This window comes from Enterococcus sp. LJL51 (assembly GCF_054871795.1).
This window is the reverse complement of the sequence record NZ_JBTXLW010000002.1, coordinates 224,587-240,591: the sequence shown is the minus strand read 5'-3', so window position 1 is coordinate 240,591 and position 16,005 is coordinate 224,587. Positions and strand designations below refer to the sequence as shown.

The following is a 16,005-nucleotide window of genomic DNA, read 5'->3' as shown; positions in this document are numbered from 1 at the left end:
AATGACAACAAATATGCTTACTAATAATAAGCGTATTTATTTCTTAATTTAAAATGACTGCCATTACTGGATTCATACCAGCTATTGATTAAAAAAACAGGCTTGTAAAAATACAACGCCTGTTTTACCTAAGTTTTCAAGAGTTCGCTTTATTTTTCATATATTCATTCTTAAGCAAACCATACTCATAAGTATCCTGCCAAATAGGTTTTCCTTGTTCGTCCATGTTGAAAAACACATTCTGCTTCAATTCACCTTCTCTACGCATGCCTATCCGTTCCAGCAGCTGCCATGAAGGAGTATTTAGAGGATTACAGAGTGCAATTATCCGACGCACTCCCCACTCCTGAAATCCATAGTCAAAGATTGCATTTACCGCTTCAGTTGCATAGCCTTGTCCCCAATACTCATTATTGAAAACATAACCAATCATCCAAGTATCAAACTCACCTTTAGAAAAATAGAGATTTCCGATCAACGTTCCATCATTCAGACAAACAGCCCAAAAGCTTTTATCCTGCGCACGCCGCAGCGCTTCCTTATCCGACTGCTCTTTTGTAAAAGGGGGATAGGGTTCGAAATGAACCACCTCTTCTTTAGATAAATAGTTAAATAAGGATGGACCATCATTTTCGGTGAATCTTCTTATATTTAACCGCTCTGTAATTAATTCTTCCATGTTCTTTTCTCCTTTATACATTTAGCTTACTCATAGTTTACCAGTCTAAGCATTAAAAAAGTAGACTTCATTAATTTTTGACTCAATCGGCAGTATATTTTCATGTATCGCTATCATAATACTATTTTTGTAGATAAAAACAGTGGACGAAAGTAATTTACATTACTTTATCCACTGTTTTCAATTATAATCAAACTGCTAATGTTTTTATTTTTTTACAAGTCGCATTTCGATCGCTTCCACTTGTCTGGCTTCTCCAACCGTTCCCGCTGTCTGACCATCTTTCACCCAAGGCAACCACCCTTTGCTCTGTACATGAGCTCTGTATTCAATGCGATGTGTGTTGGCAATTGCTCCTGTTAACTTCACTTGAAAAGCTTCCAACCGTCGTGATTCACCAACGGTTCCCGCTGTCTGACCATTTGAAACCCAAGGTAGCCAGCCTTTGCTTTGAACGTGGGATCGATACTGAATCCCTCCTGAATAGCCACTTAGTTTGATTTGCAAAGCCTCAGCTTGTCTGCTCTGTTTTGTTGTCCCAGAAGTAGTGCCGTTAGCCACAAAGTTCATCCAGCCAAAGTTTTTAGTATGTGTCTGATAATTGACTCCAGTATATATTGTTCCATCAGAATTCTTGTCATGCGCCCATGCGACAACATTACTTTTAGCTTTTCCATTCATTCGAACAGCATAATCATAACTAGAATAGCCACCAGCATGTATTGCGACAATTTGTTTATTACTATTATACATTGGACTTCCACTAGATCCAGCCCATGCATCGAACTGATGAAGAATTTGTTCATTATTAGAACCAACGATACCACTGGTTTGAGTATACATTTTACCGTCCTTCTTATCTCCGTGATAACCTGTTAATGTCAAAGAGGATGGAATTGTGCTTGTTAATCCAAAATATCCAGTATTATTTCCAATCGCTTTATTCAACCTAATTACTGCATAATCATTTGTTGCACCATAAGAGGTACTTGAAATCGTTACTACTCTAGATTGGGCACTGCCAAAAGGTTCACTATTAGCATTTTTCCCAGGATATACAGTAATTGACTTAGGCCATCCTCTATCCTTACTGTAAACTACGTGAGCATTGGTTAGCACAGCATCTTTACCAATCATACTTCCTGTCCCGCTTGAGGGCAAACCAACGTTGTAGTGACAAACTACCTTAACAACAGCTGAATATGGAAATACTGTTGTGTTGCTAACTGGACGACGTTCATCTGGTCCCCAAATTTTCTTTGGTTCTATTTCACTAAACGAAAAATCTGGAATGTCAACTATCTTATCCTCAGCTACTTCTGGAAAAGTATAACTAACCCCTTCATCAGTCATACCATCAGCATAAACAGCCCCATCACTACCAATCACTCCTAAAAACACTAATCCAACAAAAAAAACAAACTTTAAACATTTTACCAAAACTTAACACTCCTTTCCTTTTAATGAATTATAACATACATATTATCGTTATTGAATATAATTTTAGATAAATACAACCTTTCTTTTTTGCCACTTCTAATTTGTCAGTCAGTTGGAAATAACATGAATTACTAACTAATCTAGTGAACAAAAAAAGCCGGAGCTACTTTTACGTAACTCTGGCTTTGTTATTAATTATACAGTTGTTTTCCCTACAATATCATTCGCTTTTACAGCTTGTCCTGCTTTAGCTAAATCATAGGATTTTACTACGTCCTGATTCGTAAATACCACAATCAAGTCAGATTTCTTATTCGCTCTTTCAAGAGCAGATAAATCAATTGTTGCAATTTTATCGCCTTGTTTCACAGTCTGTCCTTCTGAAACATGAAGTGTAAATGGTTCACCCTTCAATTCAACAGTATCCAATCCCATATGAAGCAATACTTCAATTCCTGAATCAGTCAGAATTCCCATAGCATGTTTTGTTGGGAAAATATTAGTAATTTTACCCGCAACAGGTGTAAACACTTCTCCAGAAGTTGGAACAACTGCATAGCCATCACCCATCATTTTTGCTGAGAACACATCATCTTGTACTTCAGAAATCGGAACAGTTTTTCCATCAGCTACTGCATAAAGTTCTGTTACGCCGCCGGAAACTTTAGGAGCTTCCGGTTTTGGCTCAGGCTTTTTTGCCGTATCACCTGTTGGTGCACCGCTGATGCCGCCAGAGTTATGAAGCTTCGTCATTTCATCTGCAACAAACTGAACTTCTGTACCAACAATTACTTGGATGTTCTTATCATCAATTACCTTAACTCCTGGAACGCCTGTTGCTTTAATTTTTCCTTGATCAACACTACCTGTATCCTTAACAGTTAAACGTAAACGAGTTGTACAATTATCAATTGAAGTCACATTCCCTTGAGCGCCTAATCCTTCGTAGATTCTGCGAGCCAATGAAGCAAACTTATTGTCACCATCTGCTACATCTGGAGTTTCTTCTCCATCGCCTTCTTCACGACCTGGTGTCATTAAATTGAATTTTTTAATTGCAAAACGGAAGCCGAAATAGTAAACTGCTGCAAGGAAAATCCCTTCAACAACTAACATAAGCGGGCTGTTAGCAACTGGGTTTTTCAAGCTTAGGAAATAGTCAACAAAACCGGCACTAAATGCGAAACCTGCTGTCCATTGGAAGAACGCAGCCACTGCTAGTGACAGACCAGTGAATACAGCATGAAGCACGTATAACGGCCATGCAACAAACATAAATGAGAATTCCAATGGTTCAGTTACACCAGTAAAGAATGAAGCAAAAGCAGCTGCCATCATTAATGAAGCTGTTGCTTTTTTCTTTTCTGGGCGAGCACTTTGATAAATTGCCAAAGCACCAGCAGGTAATCCAAACATCATCACTGGGAAGAATCCAGCTTGATACATTCCTGTTTTACCAACAATCGCCAAACCTTCTTCAATTGCCTTTTGACCACCTAAGAAATTACCAATATCATTGATTCCTGCAACATCAAACCAGAATACTGAGTTTAACGCATGGTGCAGCCCAGTTGGAATCAATAAACGGTTGAAGAATCCATATAAACCAGCTCCCATAAATCCTAAGCCGGAAATTGCTTCACCAAACGCTACTAATCCATCAAAGATAACCGGCCAGATAAAGTATAGTCCCGCTGAAATAACAACCATTGAAGCAGCTGCCATAATTGGAACTAGACGTTTTCCGCTAAAGAATGATAAGGCCATTGGCAGCTTAACATTAGAAAAACGATTGTACATAGCAGCCGCCACTAAACCAGCAATAATACCAATTAAAACGTTATTTTGAATTTTTGAAAATGCTGCGGCTACTTCACTAACATCGTCCAAACCTTGAATCATTTGAACTGAAGCAGGAGCTAATAATTTTTCAGGAATCAGATAAGCGACTAATCCGGCTAAAGCAGCTGAACCATCCTTATCTTTGGACATTCCTAAAGCTAAACCTACAGCGAACAATAGCGCTAGGTGACCAAGAATCGCATCACCAGCATTAAACATAAAGATTGTAAATACATTGACATTCGGATTACCATTTCCAACCCAGTTTGCAATCCCCATAAGAATCGCAGCAGCAGGAAGTACCGCAACTGGAAGCATTAAAGAGCGACCCATTCTTTGCATGTATTCTTTCATAATACATAACTCCTTCTCTATTTGTTTTTAATCATACGCAGCCGTTCAATATGAATTGCTAAATAGCCCAGCTCTTCATTCGGCACTTGATAGTGGAAGTTTTTCATCAGTAACACTTGAATCTTCTTGGCGATTTCATAGCTTTCCGCATATTTTTTACGAACAACATCCAAAATATCGTCGTCCAATACAGCGTAATGATTTTGTTCGAAGCGGTGAATAAACAAACGGAGGTGATTCGCCAGACGGGAATAACTCAAACTCATCTGTTCATCATAAATATTGATATCCAGCTCCTGCTCAATTAAACGTATAATTTCAGAAACAATCGTGACCTCACGAATACTTTTACTGTTGTCCGTGCGTCCGCTGCGAGCACTGTGAATATGAATAGCAATATAACCAGCTTCATCATAGCTAAAAGGCAAACCCAGTGTTTGAGTCAGATAATCAACTGCCCATTGAGCAATTGCAAACTCGTCACCGTACAATATTTCGATTTCATTCAATAGCTTATTCCGAACAATAATATTATTCTGAATATTTTCAGCTGCAAAAGCAATGTGGTCACTTAAACCAACATTAATATGTGCATTAAGCTTTTCGCCAAGAGTATTTTCAGCATACTTGATGATTTCTTCCGTAGCAAAAAAATATTTTTCATCGATTTGGGATAACAGGACTTGAAGCTTTTTCAGTCCTTCCGGCTCCATCACAAAAATCCGTTCAACCTGCTGCTGAGGCAGCACATCATTTTTCTTTTTGTTGAAGCCGACCCCTTTACCGACAGCGACTTTTTCTTGTCCTTCGTCAAGCACAAGAACTGCATTTTGATTTAGTACTTTTTTGATTTTCATAAACATTACCTCTTCTGCAGAGTTGGCAGTTTCATTTCCATGAACGCAACAAAAAAAGCATAGAACAACTCCATAATTGTATGACATTAACTGTCATAACCACATGAAATTCTTCCATGCCTAGTATTATCTAGTCACATGAAAACGTTATTCAACTTGTTAACACTCAATAGTTTACAAATTTCTTAAGATTTTGTCAATCTTTTTTTCTCAAGAATTTCTTTTTTTCTGATTGTGCCAGTATAAATCAGTCAAATTGAAAGACTCTTTACATCTGGTGGACAGGCGCTACTGCTTCTTTATTGAAAGAGATTCTCATTTACAAAACAGAAAAAAGAAGGTATTATAAACGATAGTTAATGATAAAGGAGTCGAGAGACAATGAGCGAAGAACAGAAACGGTCTGCTGAAGAAATCGAAGAGATTAAAGAAGAGATTTTGACTGCTCTTGAAACAGTTATTGACCCTGAATTAGGTATTGATATCGTAAATTTAGGTTTGATTTATGAAATAGAATTTGAAGAAAACGGCGACACCATCATCAAAATGACTTTAACCACTATGGGCTGTCCTCTTGCAGATATTCTAACAGAGCAGATTCATCAAGCAGTGGCTGATATTCCAGAAGTTAACAATGTAGAAGTGAAACTTGTATGGTATCCAGCTTGGACAACAGATAAGATGTCACGCTACGCTCGGATTGCATTAGGGATTCGCTAAAAATTTAAAGCACGTATCAGCTTTTTCTGCTGATGCATGCTTTTTTATATCACGAATGATTATTTTTACTAATCAGCAATGCAGCTTTGTCGTAATTTCCATCAACAATCGCTTCGTATAATTCATTATGCAGAATGGTATTATCCTGATAGTCCTTAAGTTTCAACATCTGACTACTCAAAAATAATTTTAAATCGGGCAACAGCTCATTGTACCATTTAATAAGAAATGGATTTTTTGAAAGTGAAACTATCTTCATATGAAAATTTAAATCGCTTGTTATATAGTCAGAAAACTGTCCCTCCTGAAGCAGACGATTTCTTTCGAACAATGCTTCTTTCAACTGAATCAGCTCTGCCACATCACATTCTTGTTTCGCAAGCTGTTCAACTGCCTGTTTTTCAAGCATTTCGCGAGCCGTCAAGAGCTGCTCTACTGAAGGACTTTGACTAAATGGCTCATTATTTATAAAGGTTCCAGCTCCCTGTCGAACATCTAAAACATTTGAGAATGACAATATTTTAACTGCTTCTCTCAATGTAGAACGACCAATTTCAAGCTCTTTTGCTAAATCAGTTTCTTTAGGAAGCTTTTGCCCAGCAGTTAGCTGATTTTCTTCTATATAGTTGATAAGAGCAGTGATTGTTTGGTTAACCAGTCCTCTACTATTCATGAGCAGTTACCCTTTGCTTTCCATCCTTCAGACCAGTCAGCAGCAGTAGGATTGTTCCAGCAGCAACAAACCAGAACAAAAAGGAATAGCTGCCGGATTGATCCACTAGTAACCCGATAATTGAGGGAATAATACCGCCGATGATATACCCAAACGCCTGCACTAAACTTGTCCAAATACTCGCTTCAACTGCATTACTACTAGACTGAAGCGGCAGCAGCATCGCTATTGGAAATAGCCCGCCTAGGCTTATAGCCGTTAAGATAGTACCAATCGTCATAAAAAATTCTCCATTACAAAACAGGAACAATAAAACCGCTCCGAACATGAATAGGCAACAGCCTGTCAGCCATTGTCCGAGACGTCCGAATCGATCCATCATCGTTGGAATGATGAAACTAAACGTCATTTGAACAGCAGTGAAAAGAGTCAGCTGTAGTGCTGAAGCAGTTGGTGTTAATCCTTTGTGGAGCAAGAAGTCTGGAATCCAAGTGGTAATGCTGTAAAAGATACCTGATTGAATGCCAAAGAAAAGAATCATTTGCCACAGTTTGGGATTTTTTAAATGCGTGCGAACCGTCTCGGATTGTTCTTTCTCCTTCAAGCTGTGTTCCTGCTGTGTCGGAACAAAAAATAACCAAAGTAAGGCGGTAATCACCGCAAAGATTCCCCATACCGCTAGCGAATACTGCCAGCTTCCGTCAAAAAAATTGGTTATCAGTATCATAAAGCTGGATGCACAAACCGCCCCAAGACCCATTCCTAAAGAATAGAACCCAATAAGCAGACCTGATTTATTGGGAAATTCTTCCTTAATAAATCCTGATAACAAAGGACCTATTATGGCAATAGCAAAACCAATTAAAAAGGCGGTCAAAATAAGCAGATAGTAATTAGCCGCAAAAGCCCTCCCGCTAATACTAAAACCCAATAGAATTAAGAAGATAAAAACGCCATATTTTCTACCCAACTTTTGTTGAATACTACTTACAAAAAAGGCCAGTACACCCATACAAACAACTGGAATACTTGTAAGCAAACTCGCCTCTAAATTTGTTAATTCCAGTGAATTCTTGATTTGAGCCAGAATCGGCGGAACACTGGCAATCCCCAATCGTAGATTAAATGATACTAGAAAAATCAAAAGAATGTACTTTATTTGTTTATTCATTTATTTCCTCCTACATAAAGGTCTGATGTATTTTAATACATCATATCATTTCTACATTATATTACCCAGTATTTTTATAAAATATCACTGATTTTCAGCTTTTGTTAGAGGAAAATAACTTCCAATTCTGCAATCCTTATCCACACGGTCAGTAAATGCATTCTAAGAACAATTGTCTAAGGAAAGTAACAGCTGTCAGAGAAGCGTCATCCAACTATGTAGCACTCACCTCAGCCAGTATTTCTTACCCACCATCTGTATTAGACAAGTAAATCGCTTTTTAAGTGTTCTGGAAAAATAACCGTAAACTGCTTCTTGCCATCTGCGAAGCAAATAACTACCTCTACAGAATCAGATAAATTAACCAATTCGAAATTGATTAAAGCATCGCCATCTCTGGTACCTGCATCAAGAGGTGTTTCAAATACTAACCCTTCCTCGTCAAAGATAAAGCCGGTAGCTTTCAGTTCTTCTCCAGCTTGAACAGCCGAAATAGATAACAGATACTCACTTAGTTTACAGGGCTCCTTGCTCGTGTTTAACCATTCCATTTCAATGCTTACTAGAGGTCTCTTATCTCCTGTCATCAACATAGCACCTATATAATCAATTTCAAATGGTCCTTCCTGAAAAAGCTCTGAGTTATCATAGATTTGATTAAACTCTCTTTCTCTAGCTAATTCTCCATTCCTCTTTGTCTGATCAATATATCCTTTTAATTTATCAAATATTCCCATGTTTATTTTCTCCTTTTAACAATTTTTTTCTATTATAAATAACAACCAGCCGTTCTTTGTCATCTGCTTTTTTACGGTAAAACCCTTTGTGCTTAAATATTCTTTAAAATGAGCTGATACACCTAATTCTTTTAGAAAATAGCGCTGCTTTGATTCTTCACAGGAGAGTAACACTGTCCCTTCTGGCGTGAGAATCCGAGCGATTTCTATAAAAGCCGTGTCCAGATTTTCCCAATGAAAATGTGTTTGAAAAGCGGTAATCAAATCAAAGGTCTGCTCATTAAATGTCGTCCGTTCAATTGATTCCTGTTTAAAACAAAGTCCTTTTTCTACTTTTTCATTTGCCAGACGAACAGCTGTTTCAGAAATGTCTATCCCCGTTATATCAGCGGCTGGATAATAGTTTTTCAGTAATTTACTGGATGCTCCATTTCCCATCCCAACATCAAGTATTCTTTTGGGCTGTTCGTTAATCCCATGTTTGACAGCCCATTTAACCATTGGTATATACGTTCCGTTCCAGATCCGCATCATTCTTTTGCCGATAAATCCGGAAGGATTTTTTGACTGAGCAAGTAAATATCTATAGAGAAATACCAAGATAAACATACAAAAAATAATCGTCAACACCAGTTTCAAGTTTCCACCTCTCCTTTTTTAATTTCTTAAAATAACCATATCATAAATGTTTGCCAATGACTATTTGTTCCTTTCTTTCAAACGAAAAAGCATCAGACCCATTCCTCGTCTGATGCTTCAAAATTGATATTTGCATTCTTTTTTCGATCCAAGAACTTTAGTCCTAATAAAAACCTTAAGCTTCTCGTTTTTTGAAAACAGCTTTCAGAAGAAGAATTCCTGATACGATCGTAATTACTGCCTTCAATAGTTGAATCTTATCAATTTTCTGACCTTTACTCTTGTTCATTGTCATCCCTCCGAAATTTTCTATACCTTTATTTTATCGTCAGCATACAGGGAATTCCAATAATACAACTTAATTCTATAAAAAATTAAGATTTTATATAAAACTAGTTTCTCTCATACTACTTAACCGACTAGACTGCCAACAGTCACACAATGCTCCTGATTGCTCCAGACCTCTATCGCATGACCTGCAAAATAATCAGGACTACATTCGATATATAGCGTCAAATCATACTTAGTTAAATCCTCACTCATTTCGAAACTTACCCCATTAAAATACAAGCTCTCTTCAAAAACCTGTTTAGTTATTGGCAGCTGCACCTCTTGTCCATCGATTTTATAACAACCTGCTTTTCCTTCTACCTCTTCTGCAGCACAGGTCCAGTCCTCTGCAAGAGCTAGAATTCCTTCTTCAAGCATTAAACCGCAAAACTCTGTTTTACTCTTCTCAATCCACTGAATTTCCTTAGTTAAAAGCTTAATCAATTGAGCCTTTTCTTGAACATTCAGGTCTTCTTTAGCCTTTTTAAGAGAAACATTAATATATGCATCTTTTCCCCACAAATTAGCTTGAAAGGTATAATAATTTACCAGCTGCTTTTCTGCCTGCCAATCATTAATTGAAGCAATCATTTTTAATCTCCTATTTTCTTTCTTCTTGGATAACTTACTTTTTTCTTATTATTTCCAAAAAAATCCTACAATCAGTTTTTAAATCTGGGAGAAGTATTTACAAAGATAAGCAGAAATGCCAGCGGAATCAGTATCAACACAAATGAATAGTCACTCGTTGCTGGAAATAAAATCGACAATATTAAAACTAAATCGATATATAATAAAAAAGTTCCGACTGCTTTTCCTAAAGCTGGACCATTAGTCTCTTTTCGCTTTTCCGGTTCCATTGTATTGTAGCCGGCAATAAGCATCAGCCATTTCCCACGAATAAGTTGAATACTGATTACAATCGTAGTAATCAACAACAAATACTGGATTATTTCATCACTAAATTGCATTTCTTCACCTTCTGATTTATTTTTTACTTACTTATTTCTACTAACTTCATTGACCATCAGGATTGATTATTTAAAAGATTTATTTTTTCTTTTTCTGAAGTTCATCATAAGCAGCACCAATTGCCAAGCCCAAGCAAAGTCCTAAGGCCAGCTGATTCAGCAACAATCCAAATAACAGTCCAAATGACAAACCTAGCGCAAGTCCATTTTCAGATTTCTCTTTTTGACTCATCCTCAACCTCCAAATCATAAAAAATACTTTTAATTTTCAAGACTACAGGAAAAGGGCTGTCACATTTATCAAACTGACAATGCTACATCCCTAATCATCAAATACACAGCTCGCTTTCCTTGCCCTACTGTTAAGAAGTTCCTTTAAAATCCACTTAGTCTTCACAATCCAAAGAAATCAAATCTTCATAGGTTTCTCTGCGGATGACTAATTTTGCTTCACCGTTTTCAACAAAAACAACCGCTGGTCTAGGATTACGATTATAGTTACTGGCCATTGAGTAACCATACGCACCTGTACTGGTCATAGCAAATAAATCCCCAGCGACTACTTCTGGTAAATCAATTTCCTTTATTAGGACATCTCCCGATTCACAATATTTCCCAACGACAGCTACTTTACTTGTCGTTTCTCTGCTGACTCGGTTTGCCAACATCCCGGTATATTCAGCTTCATAAAGAGCAGGACGAATATTATCCCCCATCCCGCCGTCCACTGCGACGTAATGACGAACATCTGGGATTACTTTTTGAGCACCAACCTTATACAACGTAGTGCCCGCTTCTGCCGCCAGACTCCGTCCTGGTTCCAGCCACAGTTCAGGTAATGGATAGTCAAGCCGTGCACACTGTCCTTTAACGCTTTCTACGATTGCTTTTACAAACTGCTCAGGTTTAAGCGGTTCATCCGCTTCAGTATACTGAATACCAAAACCGCCGCCCATGTTCAAAATCTCAGCAGTATAGCCAAAAGCTTCTTTCCACTCATGTAGAATTGTCAGCATCTTTTCCACGGCCACTAAAAAGCCGTCAGAAGAAAAAATTTGTGAGCCAATATGACAATGAATGCCTTTCACTAGTAAACCGTCTATCTCTAATGCACGCTGCATAGCTTGTTCGGCCTGTCCACTGTTGACATCAAACCCGAATTTAGAATCAACCTGCCCTGTCAAAATGTAGTCATGTGTCTCTGCGTTCACACCTGGTGTAATCCGCAGCATCACTGCCTGCTGGACTCCTTTTGCAGCGGTTAGTTCCTTCAGCAGTTCCAGTTCATAAAAATTATCAACAATGATAGTACCCACCTTGCTGTCCAACGCAAATTCCAATTCTTCTTTCAATTTATTATTTCCATGAAACTCTATATTTTCAGGAGACATGCCGCCTTTAACGGCTGTATATAATTCACCGCCGGATACTACATCGCATCCAAGATTTTCTTCTTCCAGCAGCTTATACATTGCCAGACAGGCAAACGCCTTACTTGCATAAATAACCTTATTTTTTATTCCCAATTCATCAAGTGTCTTCTTAAAGCCTCTGGCTTTCTCTCTGATATGAGCAACATCATAGATAAATAATGGTGTCCCGTATGTTTCGGCTAACTCAGTTGTGTCACATCCGCCAATGACTAAATGTTGATTTTCGTTAAACTCTGCTGTGCCAAATAATAGCGACATTTCTTCACCTTCTTCATTTTAGTTATTACCGATAATAGCACAAAAATGATAAACTTCCTATTTATTTTTCATTTTTTTTTAAGCTGGTTTTTCTAGCCTACTTTCTGCTTTTATTATTTTCTCTTCTTGTAGATACCACTCAAATCCATTGCTGCTCATATGACTATCCAAGACCTGTCCGAAAGCTATAGAAGAAGCACATTTCCCAGAAATTTTGGCAGTGAGCTAAGATAAAATGGGCATTGTGATTCTTATATGGGTACACTTTTTAAAACTAAATTAACAGTGTTTCAAAAGTCCTTCATTTCTCGAGAACCATTAGTCTCATAGAGACAAAGCTGACTTCACTCTGATTTCAGACAAATTCTAAGTTTTCCGATTCCTTATAGTAATCTTTAATCCATCACTTTATTGACAAAAAAGCTGTCCAACCTTGAAAATTCAACGTTGAACAGCTTTACATTCAAAATATTTATATCAAAATAATAAAATTTTAAAAAACACCAGTCAGAAGCAAGGCGTGTGTGAGTTCCTGTTTTCTAACTTCTCTAGGTAAAAATACTCGAATTTCATCTTCGTTAAAACCAACTTGCATTCTATAATCATCAATGATGATTGGTCGGCGGAGTAAGCTGGTATTTTCCTGAATCAAATCCAGCAACTCGCTGATGCTCAGTTCGTCCAAATTTACTGAAAGCTTTTGATAAACCATTGACCGTTGTGAAATAAGTTCACTAGTTCCGGTCTCTGTGTACCGCAACATGTTTAAAAGCTCATCTCTTGTTAATGGTACTTTGAAAAAGTTTTTTTCCACATAGGGAATATCATGGTCTTCCAACCATTTCTTTGCTTTACGACAAGATGTGCAGCTTGGGGAAGTGTACACTGTAATCATAACTATCTCTCCTCATATATATGTTTTTACTATTAAATTCTATTATTTAAATTTATTTTTTGCAAATATTTTGCTTTTCACGTCATTATGCGAAATATTTAATCAATTTTTTTGTTTAGATTGATTATTAAATAAAATTTTATTTTGAAAATTGATTTTTTTGACAACAATAGAGGATTAATTGCTTAATATTACAGATTCTGATTTACACTTCTTTTATCAATTTATTCAAAATTTTAAGCTTTCCAGCCTGTTCCTTTATTTCTTCCTGAGCAATGGTTAGAATGGCTGCCGGTATTCTGAATGGTGAACAAGAAACATATGAAATTGGCAGCTTTCTCAGGAAACGAATAGACTGCGGATCTCCTCCAGCTTCACCACAAACACCTATCTGTGCAGCTCCTTTACTTGCTGTAATACCATCAACCGCCTGCTGAATTAACTGACCAACTCCTTTTTCATCCAAATGCTGGAATGGGTCACTTGGTAAAAGCTTCAAATTAAGATACTCATTAAGAAATTTCGCGGAGTCATCCCGAGAAAAGCCATAAGTCAGCTGCGTCAAATCGTTAGTACCAAAGCTGAAAAAGTCAGAACTTTGACTAATCTCTGCCGCTGTCAGACAAGCCCGCGGTGTCTCAATCATCGTTCCAATCTTATAAGAAATCCGATGACCATAAAGCTCAAAAATCACTTCGATTGTTTCTTCCAGTTGTTTTCGTAGTAAGCTCATTTCTTTATCCGTACTAACTAAAGGAATCATGATTTCCGGCACCACAGAGAAACCGCTCGACTGACTGACTTCAATAGCCGCTTCGATAATTGCAGCAGTCTGCATTTGATAAATTTGAGGAATACTCACTGCAAGCCGACAGCCCCTATGCCCTAACATAGGATTTTGTTCCGCTAATTCTGATATGCGCTTGCGAATCTGGGCTGGGGTTCGATTGGTCGCTATCGCAAGATCCTCTATTTCCCGTTCTGCTTTTGGCAAAAATTCATGCAGCGGCGGATCAAGCAGTCGTACGGTACATGGACGTTCCTCCATCAATTGAAAAATTTCTTTAAAATCATTTTTCTGATACTTTTTCAACTGTTCCAACGGTTTACGGAGTCCTTTCTGATCCACTGCAAGTATCATTTTACGAACTTCACTGATTCGCTCTTCACCAAAGAACATATGCTCTGTTCTGGCAAGCCCAATTCCTTTTGCCCCAAGCTTAAGGGCAGTCTGAATGTCTTCGGGCGTTTCCGCATTCCCATAAACTTCTAGTGTACTAAGCTCTTGTGCCCAATCCAGCACTTTATTTAATAGCTCCTGCTCCTCTCCTTCTTTCTTAGGGATACTCCCCTGATACAGCAAACCGGATGTTCCATCCACTGAAATAACATCTCCTGTCCCAAAGGTCACGTCACCACAGCTCGCCTGTTCTAAAAATTCATCTACCTGCAGCTCTTCACAGCCTGCTACACAGCAAACCCCCATCCCTCTGGCGACAACTGCGGCATGGGAGGTCATTCCACCTCTTGAAGTAACAATCCCTTCACTGACAACCATTCCTTCAATATCTTCTGGAGAAGTTTCCTGTCGAACTAAAATCACTTTTTCCCCTCTGTCACTGGCCGCTTTTGCCGCTTCAGCAGTGAAGTAAACCTGACCACTAGCTGCTCCCGGGCTTGCCGGCAGTCCTTTGACAAAGGGTACAGCAGCCTTTAGCGCCTCTTCTTCAAAGACTGGGTGAAGCAATTGAGTAATCATAGTTGGCGTAATTCGCTGTAGTCCTGCTTCTTTAGAAATAACTCCTTCTTCAACTAAATTTATACAGATTTTAAAAGAAGCCTTTGCTGTTCGCTTACCATTTCTGGTTTGAAGAATATATAACTTTTTATTTTCTATGGTAAATTCAATGTCCTGCATATCCTGATAATGTTGCTCCAGCTGCTCACTTATCTCACAAAATTCTGCGTAAATCTCCGGCATAGACTTTTTCAAAGCAGCAATTGGCTGCGGTGTCCTAATACCGGCTACAACATCTTCTCCCTGAGCATTTATAAGAAATTCACCGAAAATACCTTTTTCACCAGTTGAAGGATTTCTAGTAAAAGCAACACCCGTTCCACTGTCCAAACCAGAATTTCCAAAAACCATTTCCTGGATATTTACTGCTGTTCCCAAATCATCAGAAATATCATGAAGCCGCCTATAGGTTTTCGCTCTCTTATTATTCCACGAGCGAAACACAGCTTCGACAGAGTGGAACAGCTGCTCCATCGGATTTTGAGGAAAATGTTTGTGAAGGGTTTCCATATAAATTCCTTTGTAGACATCAACTAGATACTGCCAGTCTTCAGCCGTCATTTCTGTATCAATCGTATAGCCCTTTTGACTTTTATAAAAACTAAGCTGATCTTCAAACTTATTCTTGTCAATTCCCCAGACCACATCTCCGAACATTTGCAAAAGACGACGATAACAATCATAGGCGAACCGGCTGTTTCCTGTTTTTTCAGCCAGCCCAACTACCGTTTCATCATTTAAACCAAGATTCAAAATTGTATCCATCATCCCCGGCATAGAAAACTTTGAGCCGCTTCGAACAGAAATGAGCAAGGGATCCTCTGCATCTCCCAGTACTTTCATGGTCTGTTGCTCCAGTGATTGAATGTGCTGTCTAATCTCATTGATTAATTTTTCATTTAATCCGCTGCTCTCTTTTAAATAGTCCTTACAAGCTTCTGTTGTTATGGTAAACCCATTTGGTACAGGTAAATGAAGAGCTGTCATTTCAGCCAGATTTGCTCCTTTGCCGCCTAACAAATCCGACCATTCTTTTGCACCTTCTGAAAAATCATAGATATACGTCATTCTTTTTCCTCCGATAATTAGTATGTCATATTTGAATTAATTCGAATTATATAGTGTATCACATTTAGTGTCAACCTCTATTTTTACACATTATATTTTAACTTGCTTTTATATGTGACCATATATATAATTAATAGTAT

The 16,005-nt window shown here is 38.0% G+C and carries 15 protein-coding genes; 1 reads left to right on the top strand and 14 read right to left on the bottom strand.

Annotated features, from left to right (window positions below; translation table 11 throughout):
• Positions 1–136: 136 nt before the first annotated feature.
• The 4 genes from ACYSNQ_RS03330 to ACYSNQ_RS03315 form a co-directional block, all read right to left on the bottom strand.
• Positions 137–679 carry a GNAT family N-acetyltransferase gene (locus ACYSNQ_RS03330; RefSeq protein WP_426081381.1) on the bottom strand — a complete coding sequence of 181 codons (543 nt, stop codon included), beginning with the start codon at positions 677–679 and terminating at the stop codon, positions 137–139.
• 207 nt (positions 680–886) lie between these two features.
• Positions 887–2,119: a trypsin-like serine protease gene (locus ACYSNQ_RS03325; protein WP_426081380.1), complete on the bottom strand. Its 1,233-nt coding sequence runs from the start codon at positions 2,117–2,119 to the stop codon at positions 887–889.
• Positions 2,120–2,314: 195 nt separating this feature from the next.
• Positions 2,315–4,315 (bottom strand): N-acetylglucosamine-specific PTS transporter subunit IIBC, encoded by a 2,001-nt coding sequence (gene nagE, locus ACYSNQ_RS03320; protein ID WP_426081379.1) that lies wholly within the window; start codon positions 4,313–4,315, stop codon positions 2,315–2,317.
• Positions 4,316–4,332: 17 nt separating this feature from the next.
• Positions 4,333–5,172: a PRD domain-containing protein gene (locus ACYSNQ_RS03315; protein WP_426081378.1), complete on the bottom strand. Its 840-nt coding sequence runs from the start codon at positions 5,170–5,172 to the stop codon at positions 4,333–4,335.
• A gap of 381 nt (positions 5,173–5,553) precedes the next feature.
• On the opposite strand from ACYSNQ_RS03315, the gene ACYSNQ_RS03310 reads away from it, so the two are divergent.
• Positions 5,554–5,892: a metal-sulfur cluster assembly factor gene (locus ACYSNQ_RS03310; protein WP_426081377.1), complete on the top strand. Its 339-nt coding sequence runs from the start codon at positions 5,554–5,556 to the stop codon at positions 5,890–5,892.
• A gap of 49 nt (positions 5,893–5,941) precedes the next feature.
• Here the strand turns inward: ACYSNQ_RS03310 and ACYSNQ_RS03305 are convergent, their stop codons facing one another.
• The 10 genes from ACYSNQ_RS03305 to ppdK all read right to left on the bottom strand — a co-directional run bounded on the left by ACYSNQ_RS03305 (position 5,942) and on the right by ppdK (position 15,865).
• Positions 5,942–6,565, bottom strand: a complete 624-nt coding sequence (locus ACYSNQ_RS03305; RefSeq protein ID WP_426081376.1) for a FadR/GntR family transcriptional regulator — start codon at positions 6,563–6,565, stop codon at positions 5,942–5,944.
• Positions 6,558–7,736: an MFS transporter gene (locus ACYSNQ_RS03300; RefSeq protein WP_426081375.1), complete on the bottom strand. Its 1,179-nt coding sequence runs from the start codon at positions 7,734–7,736 to the stop codon at positions 6,558–6,560. Before ACYSNQ_RS03300 ends, ACYSNQ_RS03305 begins: the two co-directional genes overlap by 8 nt.
• 260 nt (positions 7,737–7,996) lie before the next feature.
• Entirely contained in the window at positions 7,997–8,473 is a 477-nt protein-coding gene (locus ACYSNQ_RS03295) for a hypothetical protein (RefSeq protein ID WP_426081374.1), read from the bottom strand.
• A 15-nt stretch (positions 8,474–8,488) separates the two neighbouring features.
• Positions 8,489–9,103: a class I SAM-dependent methyltransferase gene (locus ACYSNQ_RS03290; RefSeq protein WP_426081519.1), complete on the bottom strand. Its 615-nt coding sequence runs from the start codon at positions 9,101–9,103 to the stop codon at positions 8,489–8,491.
• Between the two features lie 420 nt (positions 9,104–9,523).
• Complete coding sequence (locus ACYSNQ_RS03285) at positions 9,524–10,033, bottom strand: DUF2262 domain-containing protein (protein WP_426081373.1); 510 nt, start codon at positions 10,031–10,033, stop codon at positions 9,524–9,526.
• Positions 10,034–10,104: 71 nt separating this feature from the next.
• Positions 10,105–10,413 carry a DUF3784 domain-containing protein gene (locus tag ACYSNQ_RS03280; RefSeq protein WP_426081372.1) on the bottom strand — a complete coding sequence of 103 codons (309 nt, stop codon included), beginning with the start codon at positions 10,411–10,413 and terminating at the stop codon, positions 10,105–10,107.
• A gap of 79 nt (positions 10,414–10,492) precedes the next feature.
• Entirely contained in the window at positions 10,493–10,645 is a 153-nt protein-coding gene (locus ACYSNQ_RS03275; RefSeq protein ID WP_426081371.1) for a hypothetical protein, read from the bottom strand.
• A 154-nt stretch (positions 10,646–10,799) separates the two neighbouring features.
• Complete coding sequence (gene lysA / locus ACYSNQ_RS03270; protein WP_426081370.1) at positions 10,800–12,104, bottom strand: diaminopimelate decarboxylase; 1,305 nt, start codon at positions 12,102–12,104, stop codon at positions 10,800–10,802.
• Between the two features lie 493 nt (positions 12,105–12,597).
• Positions 12,598–12,999, bottom strand: a complete 402-nt coding sequence (gene spx, locus ACYSNQ_RS03265) for a transcriptional regulator Spx (RefSeq protein WP_426081369.1) — start codon at positions 12,997–12,999, stop codon at positions 12,598–12,600.
• A 205-nt stretch (positions 13,000–13,204) separates the two neighbouring features.
• Positions 13,205–15,865 carry a pyruvate, phosphate dikinase gene (gene ppdK / locus ACYSNQ_RS03260; RefSeq protein WP_426081368.1) on the bottom strand — a complete coding sequence of 887 codons (2,661 nt, stop codon included), beginning with the start codon at positions 15,863–15,865 and terminating at the stop codon, positions 13,205–13,207.
• Positions 15,866–16,005 lie beyond the last annotated feature (140 nt).